Source organism: Microbacterium sp. F2, assembly GCF_052274505.1.
Lineage (GTDB): Bacteria > Actinomycetota > Actinomycetes > Actinomycetales > Microbacteriaceae > Microbacterium.
The window spans coordinates 25,135-38,890 of sequence record NZ_JBNVBV010000013.1 but is presented as its reverse complement, the minus strand read 5'-3'; the positions used below and the strand labels follow the sequence as shown (position 1 = coordinate 38,890).

Annotated in this window: 19 protein-coding genes; 8 read left to right on the top strand and 11 right to left on the bottom strand. The window is 67.2% G+C overall.

Going from position 1 to position 13,756, the window contains the following annotated elements:
• Positions 1-54 precede the first annotated feature (54 nt).
• The 5 genes from ACQVDU_RS15225 to ACQVDU_RS15205 are packed head-to-tail and all read right to left on the bottom strand — an operon-like array spanning position 55 to position 4,032.
• The gene (locus ACQVDU_RS15225) at positions 55-477 is read right to left on the bottom strand and encodes a hypothetical protein (protein WP_443477583.1); all 423 of its coding nucleotides are present in this window, start codon (positions 475-477) and stop codon (positions 55-57) included.
• Positions 474-1,316, bottom strand: a complete 843-nt coding sequence (locus ACQVDU_RS15220; RefSeq protein WP_443477582.1) for a hypothetical protein — start codon at positions 1,314-1,316, stop codon at positions 474-476. Before ACQVDU_RS15220 ends, ACQVDU_RS15225 begins: the two co-directional genes overlap by 4 nt.
• A gap of 15 nt (positions 1,317-1,331) precedes the next feature.
• Positions 1,332-3,062: a relaxase/mobilization nuclease domain-containing protein gene (locus ACQVDU_RS15215; protein WP_443477581.1), complete on the bottom strand. Its 1,731-nt coding sequence runs from the start codon at positions 3,060-3,062 to the stop codon at positions 1,332-1,334.
• The gene (locus tag ACQVDU_RS15210) at positions 3,062-3,625 is read right to left on the bottom strand and encodes a GIY-YIG nuclease family protein (RefSeq protein WP_443477580.1); all 564 of its coding nucleotides are present in this window, start codon (positions 3,623-3,625) and stop codon (positions 3,062-3,064) included. Before ACQVDU_RS15210 ends, ACQVDU_RS15215 begins: the two co-directional genes overlap by 1 nt.
• Positions 3,622-4,032, bottom strand: coding sequence for a MobC family plasmid mobilization relaxosome protein (locus ACQVDU_RS15205; protein ID WP_443477579.1), 411 nt, complete (start codon positions 4,030-4,032; stop codon positions 3,622-3,624). The genes ACQVDU_RS15210 and ACQVDU_RS15205 overlap by 4 nt, the downstream gene beginning before the upstream one ends.
• 249 nt (positions 4,033-4,281) lie before the next feature.
• Here ACQVDU_RS15205 and ACQVDU_RS15200 point away from each other — a divergent pair, with 249 nt between their 5' ends.
• The 3 genes from ACQVDU_RS15200 (at position 4,282) to ACQVDU_RS15190 (ending at position 5,377) form a co-directional block, all read left to right on the top strand.
• Positions 4,282-4,653 (top strand): hypothetical protein, encoded by a 372-nt coding sequence (locus ACQVDU_RS15200; RefSeq protein WP_443477578.1) that lies wholly within the window; start codon positions 4,282-4,284, stop codon positions 4,651-4,653.
• A gap of 254 nt (positions 4,654-4,907) precedes the next feature.
• A complete protein-coding gene (locus tag ACQVDU_RS15195) occupies positions 4,908-5,132 on the top strand; it encodes a hypothetical protein (protein ID WP_443477577.1) in 225 nt (74 codons plus the stop codon).
• The gene (locus ACQVDU_RS15190; protein ID WP_251204927.1) at positions 5,129-5,377 is read left to right on the top strand and encodes a helix-turn-helix domain-containing protein; all 249 of its coding nucleotides are present in this window, start codon (positions 5,129-5,131) and stop codon (positions 5,375-5,377) included. The genes ACQVDU_RS15195 and ACQVDU_RS15190 overlap by 4 nt, the downstream gene beginning before the upstream one ends.
• Here ACQVDU_RS15190 and ACQVDU_RS15185 read toward each other — a convergent pair.
• The 6 genes from ACQVDU_RS15185 to ACQVDU_RS15160 form a co-directional block, all read right to left on the bottom strand.
• The gene (locus ACQVDU_RS15185; RefSeq protein ID WP_394529621.1) at positions 5,358-5,945 is read right to left on the bottom strand and encodes a recombinase family protein; all 588 of its coding nucleotides are present in this window, start codon (positions 5,943-5,945) and stop codon (positions 5,358-5,360) included. The two genes, ACQVDU_RS15190 and ACQVDU_RS15185, sit on opposite strands and share 20 nt — an antisense overlap.
• A complete protein-coding gene (locus tag ACQVDU_RS15180) occupies positions 5,942-6,076 on the bottom strand; it encodes a hypothetical protein (protein ID WP_443477576.1) in 135 nt (44 codons plus the stop codon). Before ACQVDU_RS15180 ends, ACQVDU_RS15185 begins: the two co-directional genes overlap by 4 nt.
• Before the next feature lie 2 nt (positions 6,077-6,078).
• Complete coding sequence (locus ACQVDU_RS15175) at positions 6,079-6,888, bottom strand: Fic/DOC family protein (protein ID WP_251204925.1); 810 nt, start codon at positions 6,886-6,888, stop codon at positions 6,079-6,081.
• 1 nt (position 6,889) lies between these two features.
• The gene (locus ACQVDU_RS15170) at positions 6,890-7,132 is read right to left on the bottom strand and encodes an antitoxin VbhA family protein (RefSeq protein ID WP_251204924.1); all 243 of its coding nucleotides are present in this window, start codon (positions 7,130-7,132) and stop codon (positions 6,890-6,892) included.
• A 99-nt stretch (positions 7,133-7,231) separates the two neighbouring features.
• On the bottom strand, positions 7,232-8,107 hold the full coding sequence (locus tag ACQVDU_RS15165; protein WP_251204923.1) for an MT-A70 family methyltransferase: 876 nt from the start codon (positions 8,105-8,107) through the stop codon (positions 7,232-7,234).
• A gap of 82 nt (positions 8,108-8,189) precedes the next feature.
• Positions 8,190-9,056 carry a BglII/BstYI family type II restriction endonuclease gene (locus tag ACQVDU_RS15160; RefSeq protein WP_443477575.1) on the bottom strand — a complete coding sequence of 289 codons (867 nt, stop codon included), beginning with the start codon at positions 9,054-9,056 and terminating at the stop codon, positions 8,190-8,192.
• Positions 9,057-9,457: 401 nt separating this feature from the next.
• Between ACQVDU_RS15160 and ACQVDU_RS15155 the strand changes: the two genes are divergently transcribed.
• The 5 genes from ACQVDU_RS15155 to ACQVDU_RS15135 all read left to right on the top strand — a co-directional run bounded on the left by ACQVDU_RS15155 (position 9,458) and on the right by ACQVDU_RS15135 (position 13,737).
• On the top strand, positions 9,458-11,113 hold the full coding sequence (locus ACQVDU_RS15155) for an ABC-F family ATP-binding cassette domain-containing protein (RefSeq protein ID WP_443477574.1): 1,656 nt from the start codon (positions 9,458-9,460) through the stop codon (positions 11,111-11,113).
• Positions 11,110-12,375 (top strand): MFS transporter, encoded by a 1,266-nt coding sequence (locus tag ACQVDU_RS15150; protein ID WP_443477573.1) that lies wholly within the window; start codon positions 11,110-11,112, stop codon positions 12,373-12,375. Before ACQVDU_RS15155 ends, ACQVDU_RS15150 begins: the two co-directional genes overlap by 4 nt.
• Positions 12,376-12,536: 161 nt before the next feature.
• A complete protein-coding gene (locus ACQVDU_RS15145; protein ID WP_443477572.1) occupies positions 12,537-13,064 on the top strand; it encodes a TetR/AcrR family transcriptional regulator in 528 nt (175 codons plus the stop codon).
• On the top strand, positions 13,061-13,420 hold the full coding sequence (locus tag ACQVDU_RS15140) for a DMT family transporter (RefSeq protein WP_443477571.1): 360 nt from the start codon (positions 13,061-13,063) through the stop codon (positions 13,418-13,420). Before ACQVDU_RS15145 ends, ACQVDU_RS15140 begins: the two co-directional genes overlap by 4 nt.
• Positions 13,420-13,737, top strand: a complete 318-nt coding sequence (locus tag ACQVDU_RS15135) for a DMT family transporter (RefSeq protein ID WP_443477584.1) — start codon at positions 13,420-13,422, stop codon at positions 13,735-13,737. Before ACQVDU_RS15140 ends, ACQVDU_RS15135 begins: the two co-directional genes overlap by 1 nt.
• The last annotated feature ends 19 nt before the right edge of the window (positions 13,738-13,756 follow it).

The window sequence follows — 13,756 nt, the reverse complement described above, 5'->3', positions numbered from 1 at the left end:
ATGACCGCAAGCCTCGCGCTCACAATTCGTGAGGCACCAGCTCACCCCTCGCGCTCACTTTTCAGTGAGGCACCTCGCGGCGCCGGTTCCCTGCAAGTTCTCGATCGTGCGGACGATCATCGCGCCCTCCGTCTCAGTCGCGTCGCTCAGGAGTGCGACCAGAGCGTCGTTCGCGACCTCGCGGTCGGTCTGGTTGTCCGAGCCGGCTTGGCCCAGCGCCCATTCCGCTCGCTTCCACCACTGCTCGTGCGCCGCGTTCTCGCGCCCGATCCGCGTCGACCGGTATGCCGGGTAGAACGCGATCGCGGCCGCGACGATGGCGAACAGACCTGCCATCGGCGGGCCTGACCAGAACGCGCGCCAGAAGGGGTCGTCAAGCACGAACGGCGGGAGCACGCTCCGCCCGCTGAAACCGACGACCACGCCGACGAGCCCGACCCCTATGGGCCAGGCAACGCGCTTCCCGCGGGCGCTCATCGCCCAATCTCGGCGCGCTGCACCTTGGGCGATCGCGACCGGTTCGGGCGCGCCTTCGCGCTCTGTGTCTGCTGGGCCTTCACCGCGGCGGTGGCGGGCTTGCTCTGGCTGACGTCGGCGGCCATCTTGGCGCTGACGGCCTCCTTGCCGACGCCGCGCTGTTCGAGCTTGTCGGCGTCGCGCTCTCGGCGCTCTGCGGAGTCGTACAGCGGCTCTGCTTTCTCGCGGGTCGCGTGGGCGCGGTTCTGCTCGCGCTCGGCCTGCACCTGGGCCTGCTCCCGCTCGCCCTCGTCGGGGGTGACGTCGGCGCTCGTGCGGGCCGCTTCGGCTGCGCGGTCTGCCTCGTCGGCCTGCCGGGAGAGTGCGACCGCCTCGGCCTGTTCGGTGGCGCTGCGCTGCCGCTCGGTGTCCGACTGCCGGCGTAGCTGCTCGGCCTCGACGGCTGCCTGGACGGCCGCCGGGTCGGCGCCGGTGTTGTTCACGTCGACGCCGTAGCGGGTGCGGAGCTCGTCGCGGATGCGGCCCTCCGCGCGCACGGCTTCGGGGTCTTCCGATCCCCACGCGCGCGCCGTGGTGAGCGCGCCGCCGATCTGCTCCGGTGTGGCTCGGTCCCACCAGTCGGAGCGGTGGACGCTTCCCAGCTCGACGCGAGCTGCGCGCTTCTCTGCCTCGAACCGTGACGACAGTTCGCGGGCTTCCTGCTCGCTCTGGGCCTGCGCTCGTCGGGCTGCGTCCTCGCGGGCGCGTGCGAGAGCTTCACCGATCCGCCCTGCCGCGGTGACGGCGATGCGGAGCTGCCCGTCGAATGCCTCCTCGATGCCGTCGCTTTCATCGGCCATGATCTGACTCCTTCCTCATCGCTCCGGGCCGCGATCTGCGCCCGGCTTCGTCGTGGTGCGCGGCCGCGCGGGGTCCACCACCTGTGGGGGGACCGGCGAGCCGGTGGTCTTGCTGCGGTTCTCCTCCGCGCGCTGCATCTTGTCGAGCGCTTCCTGCACGGATGCGTCGACGATCGCGGAGCGGTCGAACTTCGGTGCGGTCGCCGTGATGGCCGATGTCGGCGCGGCCTCGGGGGCCGCTTCGAGCTGGCGGCGGACGTTCATCACGCGCTCGCGCACGGCGGTGGCGACGTTCGCTGCCTGGCGTGCCTCTCCCGCCGCTTTGGCGGCGTCGTAGACGGCCTGGGAGAGGTTCATGAGCTGGCGCAGGAGTGCGAGCTGCGCGGCCGTTCCCTGGCCGCCTCGCGCGACGCTGGCGAGGAGCATGGTCGCGCCCGACATGGCGACCCGGCCGGCGCGCTGCGGCTTCACCGGCCGACGGTAGGTCTGGGCCGACTTCGCGAGGGCGTCGGATGCCTCGGCCAGGTCGCCGGGCGTCTCCTCGACGGCGTTCGACCATGCCGCGAACGCACCCGCGGTCTGTCGTGCGACGGTCGACCAGGTGTCGCGGTCGTCGAGCGGGACGGCGCGCAGTTGCTCGCGGAGCTGCGCGACCTCCTCGGTGTGCCGTTGCCACAGCTCAGGATCCGGCTCACGCATCTCACGGCCAGGTGCCACGGGCCGGCGGCCACGCTTCGCTGCCTGCCACTCTGCGGCCGCATCGGTCGCTCCCGCGGCGGTGTCGGGCCATCCTTCGCGGAGCCTCGGCAGGGTGAGGTCGCGGCCCATCTGGCCGCCGCCGTACCAGATCGGACGTTCGCCGTTGGCGGGCCGGCTTGCTACCGAGTACCCGGTGATGACGTCCGTGGTGCCTTCGGCAAACCGCGGCCGCACGAGGACGCCGGAGCGGCGTAGCCGGCGCACGAACTCGGCTTCGTTCTCGCTCGCGCCGGCCGCTGCTCGGACGCTGCGCGCGAGGTCGTTGCGGGGTGCGTTCAGTCGCACCTCAGCCGTTATCCGGGCCTGTCGTTCCTTCGGGTCGAGACGGTGCCATTCGGGCTGCTCTCCCCCGATGCGCGCCGCGTGCTGTTCGTACTTGCGCTGCGCCATGAGCGCCGATCGCTCCTCGACGCGGGCCTGCTCAGCGGGGCTGTAGCCGCGCGTCGCGCGCTCACCCTTCGTCGACTCCAACTGCTCCAGGCCGTACTTCACTTCGAGGGCGCGTGCGGCGTTCTGCGCGCGCTGGTAGTCCAGGTGTGTTGATGCTTTCGTGCCGTCCTCGCGAACGAGGTTCACGGCGATGTGCACGTGGTCGTTCCCGGCCTGCGAGAGGCCGTGGCGGATCGCGACCCAACGGCACGGGGCCTTGGTTCCGTCGTTGTCGTCGAACCCCATCGCAGACACAAAGTCTTGCGCGATCGCCGCCCACTCCTGGTCAGTGCGGATGCCCTCCTCGGCGCGCAGCGACAGTGAGGCGTGCCACACGTGCCCGCCCTTCACGTCGACGCCCCGCGCCGTACGCGGCCGGTCCAGGTGACGTGCGATCGCCTTCGCGTTCTCGCCGCTCAACTCGGCGTCGTCGTACCAGGCCATGAGCGCCTGATCGCCGGCCACCAGGTGCGGCTCCTCGTGTTCGTTGTGGCGTCCTTCGCCGACGAGGTACGTGACGAGCCCGGCCATCCGATCGCCGCGCGTGACGTTCGGCATCACAGCTCATCACCCCACGACGACACAGACACCGGCAGGGCGCCAAGACGCTCCTGCAACCGCGACTCTGCCGCCTCTCGTGCGAGACGTGCTGATTCGAGCGCAGCGCACTCCTCGCCGTGACGCATGTTCGCGACAGCGATCGCCGCCCGATCCCGGTAGGTAGCGGCGACGTTCCCCATGTGCGCCGCGGTCGCCTCGGCAATCACCGCTCGTACGTGGAGCGCGTCGCGTTCCATCCGCAACTGTTCGACAGCCGCGACCAAACGACGCACGTCCACGCCGCTCGACTCGACCCGCGACCGAGCGCGTTCGACCGACGGTCGCGACCGGTTGTGAGCGGGCCGCTCTGACAGGATTGCGACGGCCTCGGCGTACTCGGCTTCCGCCCTCCCCGCGGTCACCTCGACGGTGACGCTTGCGACGTCAACCCACCACAGCGCGTCACGCCTGTGTGCAGCGAATCGCTGGGACATGTCGCGGGTAATGCCGACGTACAACAGACCGCCGTCAAGGTCGTAGAAGCGGTAGACGTATCCCCGTTCAATCGCCTCTGCGCTCACCGGATTGCCTCGGCAATCGCGTCCACAAGCTCGTCGATCTGCTCTGCGGCTCGTCGGGCCGCGTCCAGTACCGCGGGGGCCTCGGCCGGCACCGCACCCGTCGAGTTTCCCACGCGCGCAATCTGGTTGACGTTGTTCGCAATACCAGCCAGGAGCCGGTGCGTTGTGAACAGGGTCGTCAAAAGCTCTTGCTGCACCGACGCATTGGAGGCGGCGTTCTCCGAACCGCCGGCCAGAGCCGAGTCAACCAGGAGCTTGGGAATGCTGACGTGGTAACGCAAGGCACGGGCGTACAGCTCGCCCTCTTCTTCGGCGGTGACGCGCACGACGTGTCGGTGCTGACGCCCTCCCTCCACCCGACGACGGCGCACGACAGTGCGGTTCGTCTCGTCGGATTCATCAACCATCTGCCTCTCCCTGCCAGCGCAGCGACCCCGCCGTTGCGGGGATCGCACACATCAAGTGTGCCGCACCATCCGACGGCTGTCGACGGGTATAAGCCGATCAGGGCACCTGATCGTTTAGCTTGCTCCGTCTGGGACTCCATTCGGGTTCGCTCACGTCGACAGACGGGAGTGGTCGAGGCTTCGCCTCGGCCGGCTTTTGATGTGTCGACAGGCGTCGACTTCGAACGGCTCGATCCGTACGATTGGTGCATGGCTACGCAACTGACACCAGAGGAAGCAATCGAGCGCGCGCGACGTCTACAGGATGACCGCCTGACAGCGGTTCGTACCGTCGCGGAGGCGCGGCAGTCGCTCAGTGATGTACGCGACGAGACGGCTCGCGAGCTGGCCGATCTACAGGCACGGATCGCGGAGCGGATCGCAACCGCGGAGCGCGAGGACGTGCGCGCCTACTCGGCCGCGCTGAGCGCCGGATGGTCTGCGGACGAGCTGCGCAAGATCGGGTTCTCTGAGCCCGACAAGAAGGCGCGCACGCGGCGTCGATCGACGCGCAAGCCTGCGTCCGGCTCGGCCCCTGCGGCGGCTGACGATGCGCAGTCGGAGCCTTCTACGGAGGGTTGATCGCTGGCACGGTTCCGGCCCCGCGTTCCGCTCTGCGGCGTGGGGCTTTCGTGTGTCCCCGCGCTGCGGGGTTGCACTCCGCTCCCGATCCCGTCAAGGGCGCTTCGCGTCCCTTCGGGAGAGCCCTGCGGGCTCCCCTTGACCGGCTCTCCGCTGCGTGCAAGGCGGCAAGTGTTCCGAGAAAGCCGGCACCTCGGCGTACCGCCGAACTGCCTACTTTCATCGGACACACAACAAGGGAATGGGATCGAACGATGAGTGGACCCGTGAGTTTCGCAACGCTGACAACGACGCTGCCGACGTCGGACGAGGAGCGCGGCCGGCTCCTACGAAACGTGAGTGAGCGTGACCAACTGCTCTACGATTACGGCCGCTCCGGTTACGGGCTGGCGGCATCGGTGACGGTGCCGGGGAGCGAGGCCGTGACGGTGATCGACACGCTCACTCGTGAGGGTGAGTCGGGGGGCGATGGCCGATGACGCGATCCATTGCTGTGCAGGTCGCGCAGCGCATCCGGCGCGTGCTCGACACTCGGGGTCTGACGGTCGAATGGCTGGCTGACGCGACTGGGATCAAGCTGCGCACGCTCACGCGGCGGCTGCATCTGACGAGGCCGGCGGGCCTCACGGTCGACGAGCTGAACGCGATAGCCGGCGCGCTCGATGTGGCTCCGGGTGTCCTGCTTCGTGATGACCAGGACGGCGCTACCGCTGGGCCTGGGTGAGCTCCTGATCGGCCTTGCTGAGGGCACGGGCAACCGTCGACTTGCCGACGCTGAGCACTCCGGCGATGTGGTCGAGGCTGCGGTTCTCGGCGCGCATCTGCTGCGCCTGCGCGATCTTCTCCGGCGTCATCTTCGACGGTCGGCCACCGACTCGACCCTGCGCCTTGGCGTGCGCGAGACCGCGCATCGTGTTCTCCCGGATCGTGTCGACGCGGAGCTGCGCGAAGACGGCGACCATCCCGAACAGGGCGCGGCCCATCGGGGTCGTGGTGTCGATCATCGGTTCCGTGAGGCTCTTGATGTTCACGCCCCGGCGGTCGAGGTCGTGCAGCGTCTCGATGATGATCCGCTCCGACCCGCCGAGCCTGTCGAGGCGACGCACCAGGAGGGTGTCGCCCTCGTTGAGGTAGTCGAGGCAGGCGAGCCACTGGGGACGGTCTGCGAGGCGGCTCGATTCGCCGTGGTCGACGAACACCCGCACGGCTCCCGCTGCGCGCAGCTCGGCCTCCTGAGCGGCGGGGTTCTGCTCACGCTTGGACACTCGCGCGTAACCGACGACGTTCGTCATGACTCGGCCTCCTGCTGCTCTCGCGCTCGGCGCTCTCGGTCGGCGGCGAGCTGGTCATAGATCGGGGTTCCCTCACGGCGGGGCCGCGATCGCCGCTCGGCGGCGGCGCTGCTCGCGGCGGGATCGGTCACGGTCACTCCCGGCCGGTGCCGCGATCGGAGCGATAGCCGGCGCTCCCCCGTCGCGCCTGGGTGCCCTGCTGCGGCGGTTGTCTGGTCGCCTCGGCCGCGGGGCGGGGATACGACGCACTGAGCGCGGAACGGACCTGAGCGGCCCGGTCAGGGCCGGCCTGGGGTGCCGTGCGCTCGACGGTCACCGCGGCGAACACCGGGACGAGGGATGCCGGCTCGGGAGCGTAGGAGAACATGTCGGGTCGGCTCATGGCCGATCCCGCGTTCCACTGCTCCGGGCTCACACGGGCGAAGTCGAACCGGTACGGCGACTGCTCGGCCACGTGGGCCATGAACACCTTCGACGTGCGGCCGTTGCCCTCGCGGAAGGGGTGCGCCTGGTTGACGTAGGCGAACACCGTGGAGGCGGTGGCGATGAAGTCGTTACGGCTGATCTTCGTCCAGTCTGTCGACGTCACGAGCTGGCGCGCGTCGGACAGATACCGGTCGACCTCGCCCGATCTGACCTCACCGAATCCGCGGCCCGGACCCTTCGACATTTCAACCGTGCGGTACTCCCCCGCCCACTCGTAGACGTCCTGGAACAGGTGCCCGTGAATCGCGCGTAGGTGCGCCCCGTCGAACGTGCGCGGCACGTCGACCTCGCCGTTACCGAGCTGCACGGCGCGCACGGTGGTGTCGGTGTACTCCATCCGGGACAGCACCCGCGCGTCGCGTTCCTCGTAGAGGTTGCGCAGCGTCCCGATCCCGGTGCCCGGGTCGACCGTGTCGGGGTAGAAGTACGACTCCCAGCTATCGAACTGGGGTGCCACGTCAGCGGCCGGCGCCGACGACGCCGGCAGCGCGGCGAGCGGCAGCGTGGCCGCGTCGACGGTACTCCGCGAGGTCGATCGCCCCACGCGTGTAGTCGGTCACGTTCTCGACGTCCTCACGGGTCGGGGTGAACCCTTCGTGCCATCCGGCGGCGAGAGCCTGGCGCACGCTGTCGCGCTGCGTCACGTCGAGCTGCGCGAACAGCTCCGGCCACCGCTCCTCGACCGTGAACGTTTCAGCCACGATGGGCTCCCTTCGTCGTCTCTACAGTCTACCGTCTATCCCGAAAACGATCTATAAGAAGTTTCGGTACGACCTTTCTGCCGCCGGCACAGACCCAGCTCAGGTGAGCGCCGGCGCCGATGCTGGCTCCGCGTTTTTGCTGGGACGGCCGCGGTTGCGCTTCTTCACCCCTGCGCGATCCAGGAGGCTGCGTACCCGCTGGATGCTATATCCGGTATCAGCTGCGAGCTGCTGGATACTGGCCCCACGCTCGTATTCGTCCGCGAGTATCGCTCCAATGCGTCGGGACAGCCATTCGCTCGTCCGCTCGTGCGGCTCCAGCTGCGGAACCCGCTCAATCCCTCCACCGCCGTATCCACGGTGAACCTGTCCCTTCGGGACGACCTCGCGGTCCGCCTCGTTACCCCACGCGCTCCACCCCTCACGGGCGTACCGTGCAAACAACTCCAAGTACGGTCCCGGACTGCACGACTCGATGAGGTCGTACTGCTCATCAGGCTTCCGACTGTGCTCCCGCTTTCGCGTCTCGATCATGTTGACAGTGGAACGCGCCGGGGCAAGCGTGCGCATGGAGCCCTTCACGCCGAACAGGATCGGCTCAGTGACGTTCCGAAAGTAGAAGCCGACACCTCGACCGTCGGGCCCGCCGTCCTTGCGTCGCTTGGCCCAGACGATGTTGCTGACGTATCGGAAACCCCACGCTTGTAGGACCTCGATGCCTTCGAGCAGCAGGGCGTTGGGAACCCACAGATAGAGGTGGGCGTTCTTCGCGGTGACGTCAGCGACCGGCAAGGCCTTTATGTCGTCAAGGTCCATCGTTCCGTAGCGATCCAAACGCCGGTGTTCCGGCGCGACCTTCCCAGTCCGGTTCGCGAACCGCCACGGAGGGTCGGCGAGAACGGTCTGAAACCCGCCCTCCACCGTGGGAAGAGGAGCGATGTCGGGGAGCGCTGGCATGCTGTCGATCGGGGGCACACTCAGATCGTACAAGTTAAAGATCTAAACTCGCGACATTGGATCTTTAGATTTCCCGTGCTGGCTTAACGCGACAGACTGCTCAGCCCTCTTCGTCTTCGTCCAACAGCTCGGGCGCAATGTCACCCGAGCTAACGAGACCCATTCGGTGGCCCAACCGTTCCGGGATCGCACCCGTCCCGGCAGACTCGGCAAGTTCGAGGATGGCGGCGTCAAGATCGGCCGGCCAGCGGTAGAGCCGGGCGGTGATGGCGATCGCGAGGATTGGGCACCCGCCCCCGTCACCTCGCTTCACTCTCGGAACCAGCTTCTCAAAGTTAGATGTGGTGCTGGTCCCGAGCGGATCGTTGGGAGTTTTCGCGAGCCGCCGGCGCCACTCCGGCGACCACTCGTCGCCGCCGGCTATGTCTTTGCTCCGAGCGATGGTGTCGATCCATAGTTCACGCATCCCGCTGACCGTGCGCGTGAGGATGATCCCGACGTCCAGAGCACCTCCGTCGTACAAGGCGCGGAAGTTGCCGAAGTCTCGGTCAAGATTCCCGTCTTTCGGGTTCCATTCGATGTCGAGCCCAATTCGGCCCCGGACGTTGTCGATCTTGTGGCCGCCGTACTCGTTGCGGCTGACACGACGCAGCTTTGCTGCCTCTCCCGCCGCCCGGTAGGGCTCAAGTGTGAGGGTCGTCGTCAGCTCCTGGTCGTACCTGCCCTCGCGCCAGCCAAGCTCCCGGAAGGCCTCGTCGAGTTCGAGTGAGATTAGGTGCTTTGACCCACCCGGCCGAACTATCCGTTCGACGTCGAAGTGGAACTCGGACAACACTGCGCAAAGTTGCTCAAACTCAACCGGATGCGTAGACGCGAGAAGTGTTGTGGCGTTCCGCGTCTCTGCGAACTCATACCGGTCCAAGAGGTGCTGCGGCATGACATCGCGCCAGGATTCGGTGAGCTCCACGCCCACAACCGTACCGACATGCGGCGGACACCCTGCTCTCCCGGCGGACGTCCCAAAAACCCGCAAATCTGTTTCGGACCGGTGCGAGGTTTCGGCACGGAGTTTCGGCACGGCGTGTCGGGGGGTAGAAGTGCCCCCGCGCAGCTCGTGCCGGAATCGATCAGTTTCGAGCGATTGCGGAAACCTACAAGGTCGCGAGCTGTTGCCGAGCGGCGAGAATCGCGCCTACCATCGAGACGTGCATTTGTACTTCCTGTGACGGCTGAGTAAGGCCTACCGCGCTCGTTGAGTCATCCGAGCCTGCGGCGGCCGCTCGTTCTCGACCCTGCACGGGTCGCCGTCATCTTGCGCACCCTCGCACGGTTCTCAGCCGTGCGGTGCGTCGTTTCCGAAGGATACGAATGCTCTCCCTCACCACCCCTCTACCCGCGCGCCATCGCGCGCAGCTCATCGCGTCCGACGTTTCTGTGATGCGCGGAGCCACCCCTGTCCTCAGCCATGTTGACCTCACGATCACGGCCACCTCGCGCGTAGCGATCGTGGGCGAGAACGGCCGAGGGAAATCGACGCTCCTTCATGTCCTCAGCGGCGCTCTCAGCCCGGATAGCGGGCACGTGCACCGACTCGGGACGCTGGGCATAGCCGAACAGGAAATGCCTAGCGGCGACGATAGAACCGTGGGCCAGGCGGTCGCGGAAGCGATCGCGCAGCCGCTGGCTGCCCTGGCGGCCCTCGATGCGGCCGCGGCGTCACTCTCGGCGGGCGTCGCCGGAGCTGAGGAGCGATACGCCGTCGCTTTGGAGCACGCCGAAATCCTCGACGCGTGGGACGCCGAACGGCGGGTGCAGATCGCGCTGGAAGCGCTTCACGCCGAAACCGATCCTGACCGCCGACTGCACGACCTCTCAGTGGGGCAGCGGTACCGGGTGCGCCTGGCGTGCCTGCTCGGCGCCGACGACGACTTCTTGTTGCTCGACGAACCCACGAACCATCTCGATAAGAGCGGCCTCGAGTTCCTGACCGCGCAACTGCGGTCGCGAACCGGCGGCGTGGTCGTCGTCACCCACGATCGCGCGTTGCTGACCGACGTCGCGGAGACGATCGTCGACCTCGACCCGACCCCCGACGATCAGGTGCGCGTGTACGGCAACGGCTACGTCGGCTACCGGGACGGCCGGCGCGCCGAGCGCGAACGGTGGGAGCAAGAATACGAGCGACAGCAGACCGAGCTCGCGCGACTGCAGGACAGTCTCAGCTCAGCGCAGAACCGCCTCGTATCGGGCTGGCGACCAGAGAAGGGAACCAACAAGCACGGACGGGCGACGCGCGCGGGCGGGCTCGTCCAGAGCGTGCACCGCCGGCAGGAACAGCTCGAAGCGCACGCGGTGACCGTCCCAGAGCCGCCGCAAGTGTTTCGCTTCCCGGAGCTTGCGACCCGAACCGGAGCGGTGCTGCTGAGCGTGGAAAACGTGACCGTCGCCGGCAGGCTCACGCGCCCGGCGACGCTCTCTCTGTCGCACCGCGGCCGGTTGGTAGTGACCGGACCCAACGGGGCCGGCAAGTCCACGCTGTTGCGTGTCGCAGCGGGCGACCTGCGCCCGGACACCGGCGCCGTCCGTCGCCCGCAGAACGTCCGGCTCGCTTTTCTGCGCCAAGAGTCGGCACTGCCGCTGGATCGCCGCGCGAGCGAGGTCTACGCGGCCCACGTCGACACACTCGTGGCAGCCGGCACCGTCCAGCCAAGCGAGGCCGTCGGGCTCTCGCAGCTCGGGCTCCTTCGCGCCCGCGAGTCGAGCAAACGGATAGGTGAGCTGTCGATGGGCCAGCAACGTCGTCTCGACCTGGCATTGGTGCTCGCCACCAAGCCGCACGTGCTCCTGCTCGACGAACCGACCAACCACCTCTCCATCGCACTCGTCGACGAACTGACCGAAGCGCTCAACGCGACCCAAGCTGCGGTGATCGTATCCACCCACGACAGGCAGCTTCTCCGCGACGTCGACGGCTGGCCCGTACTGCAACTGGCAGCTAAGACCGAAAGCGAGGCGTTCGCATGAACCGCGAACTTCCGGACCGGCTGCGGGCGCTGCGCCCTCTGGCGACGCGCGACTATCGACTGTTGTTCGCGGCGGTTGGTATCGAGGTCTTCGGCACCGGCATGTGGACGATCGTCATGGTGTTCCAGGTGCTCGCCCTCGACGACAGCCCCCTTGCCCTGTCAGCCGTCGCTACCGGGCTCAGCCTCGGCCTCTTCGCTTTCTCGGTCCTCGGCGGGGTTGTAGCCGATCGCTTCTCGAAGCGTCGGATCATCATCACCGTGCAGGGACTTACCGCGGCGGTCATGGCCGTCGTCGCGGTGCTGTCCCTCACGGGCGCGATCGAGCTGTGGCATGTCGGACTCGCCTCATTCGCGATGGGCGCGGGCAGCGCGTTCTTCTACCCCGCCTACAGCGCCTACCTCCCGCAAGTACTCCCACCCGAACAACTGCTCGCCGCGAACGGGCTCGAAGGAGCGCTCCGCCCCTCGATGGGCCAGGGCCTCGGCCCCGCCCTTGGAGGAATCATCGTCGGGGCCTTCTTCCCCGCCGTTGGCGCTGTCGTCGTTGCCGCGTCCTACGCTGTCGCCTTCGTCATCACCCTGTTCCTCAGCCGCCGGGAGGACACAGCCGCTCCGGCGACGTCGGAGGAACGCACGAGCGTGTGGGGGGATCTTCGAGCTGGGGTCCGCTACGTCGCCCGCACCCGCTGGCTGCTGTGGACACTGATCTTCGGATCGTCCCTCGCGCTCATCATCCAGGGACCAATCGAAGTACTTCTCCCCTTCCTCACCCGTGACCGATTCGACAACGCCGAAGCAACGTTCGGGCTCCTACTCGCCGCCTACGGGATCGGAGGCGCCATCGGGTCGCTCATCGTGTCGTCACTGAAACTGCCCCGCCGCTACCTGACACTCATGATCGGCCTCTGGGGCGGCGGAACCCTCCCGCTCGTGCTCATCGGCCTCGCGAACAACCTGATCGTGATGCTCGCCACTCTTTTCGCGGTCGGCGCTGCCACAGGAGCCGGCGTGGTGATCTGGGGCACACTGCTGCAACGCCTCGTGCCACCCGAAATGATCGGCCGTGTCGCCAGTCTCGACTTCTTCGTCTCGATCGCGTTCATGCCCGTCTCGATCGCGATCGCCGGGCCTCTGTCGCTGATCGTGCCGATACCAGCCATCTTCATCGTGGCCGGCGTTGCGCCGACGCTGCTCGCGATCGTCGCGCTTCTCGCCGGACGCATGCGGCAGGTCGAGACGAGACAGCCCCTGGACACATGAACCCGTGCCGAAACTCTGTTCCGAAATCAGGACGTCCCGAAAGGGGTTTTGATTCGGGGCGGGGTTTCGGGGCAGGTCTCTACCAACCCGCTCAGCCGTGCCGTAAACGATCGTTTTCGGTCTAGTTGACCTACCATACGTATGGTAGGTAAAATGAGAATGTGCCTACGAAACCCGAGCTGCTTGATTCCGCGATCGCTGTTCTCCGACGAGGGGAGAACTTGACCATCGACGCCGTGGCTCGTGAGGCCGGGCTAACGAAGCCCGGCGTTGTGCACCACTTCTCCACGAAGGAAGCGCTGACGGTGGCCGTCGTCGATCGACTTATCGACAGGTGGGAGAGCGACCTTCGAACCAGAGCCTCCGACGAGGCCAGCTCAGTTAATAAGCTGCGCGCCTATGTCGACTACGCCCTGACTGGCACGTTCGATCAGAGCGACCTAGCCCTCCTGGCCGACGTCAACCTTCGCGATCGGCTGTGCGCCCTTTGGGCTGAACGCCTGGACCCCTGGTTTGGGAGCACCATCGAGGCCGACGCGGCTAGTCGCGCGTCACTGCGCGCTGCCCGCCTACTTGCCGACGGCGCTTGGTTCAACGCAGCTCTCGGCATCCCTACCGTCCTCGACGACGAGCGCACCGCGCTCCACAGCATCGCCCTACAACTCATCAACCAAGGAGACCCGCAGTGAACAACAAAGCAAAGGGCTGGCTGTTTTTGGCCGGCGCGATCGCCGCGGAGGTGACAGGCTCCCTTTCGCTGAAAGGAGCCCTCGAACTCCCGGCCCTGTACGCCCTCGTGGTCGTCGGCTACCTCGGTGCGTTCGTCTTCCTCAGCCTCGTGCTCCGCACGGGCATGGCCCTCGGTGTCGCCTACGGCATCTGGGGGGCCTCCGGTGTCGCCCTGACCGCGCTCCTGTCCCTCGTGATCTTTGGTGAACCGCTCACCCTCCTGATGGGCATCGGAATCGTCATCGTCATCGCCGGTGTGCTCTGCGTCGAACTCGGCGCGCAGGCCGGCCACAAGAAGAAGGCAGAGGTCGCGTGATGGTCTGGCTGTTCCTCATCGGCGCGATCGTGTTCGAAGTCGTCGGCACGCTCTCGCTGCGCATGGCCGTCGACAAGAAACGCTGGTACATCGGCGTTGCCGTCGGCTACGTCCTCGCGTTCACGTCTCTCTCCCTCGCCCTCGCCGGGGGCATGGCGCTCGGGGTCGCCTACGGAATCTGGGCCGCATCCGGCGTCGCCCTCACCGCCGTACTTAGCAAGTTCCTCTTCAAGGAACCGTTCACCTGGCTTATGGGGCTCGGTATCGTGCTCATCGTCGGCGGCGTTCTCCTCATCGAACTCGGCGCGGCTCACTGACCCTCAGCCTGGATCGAGG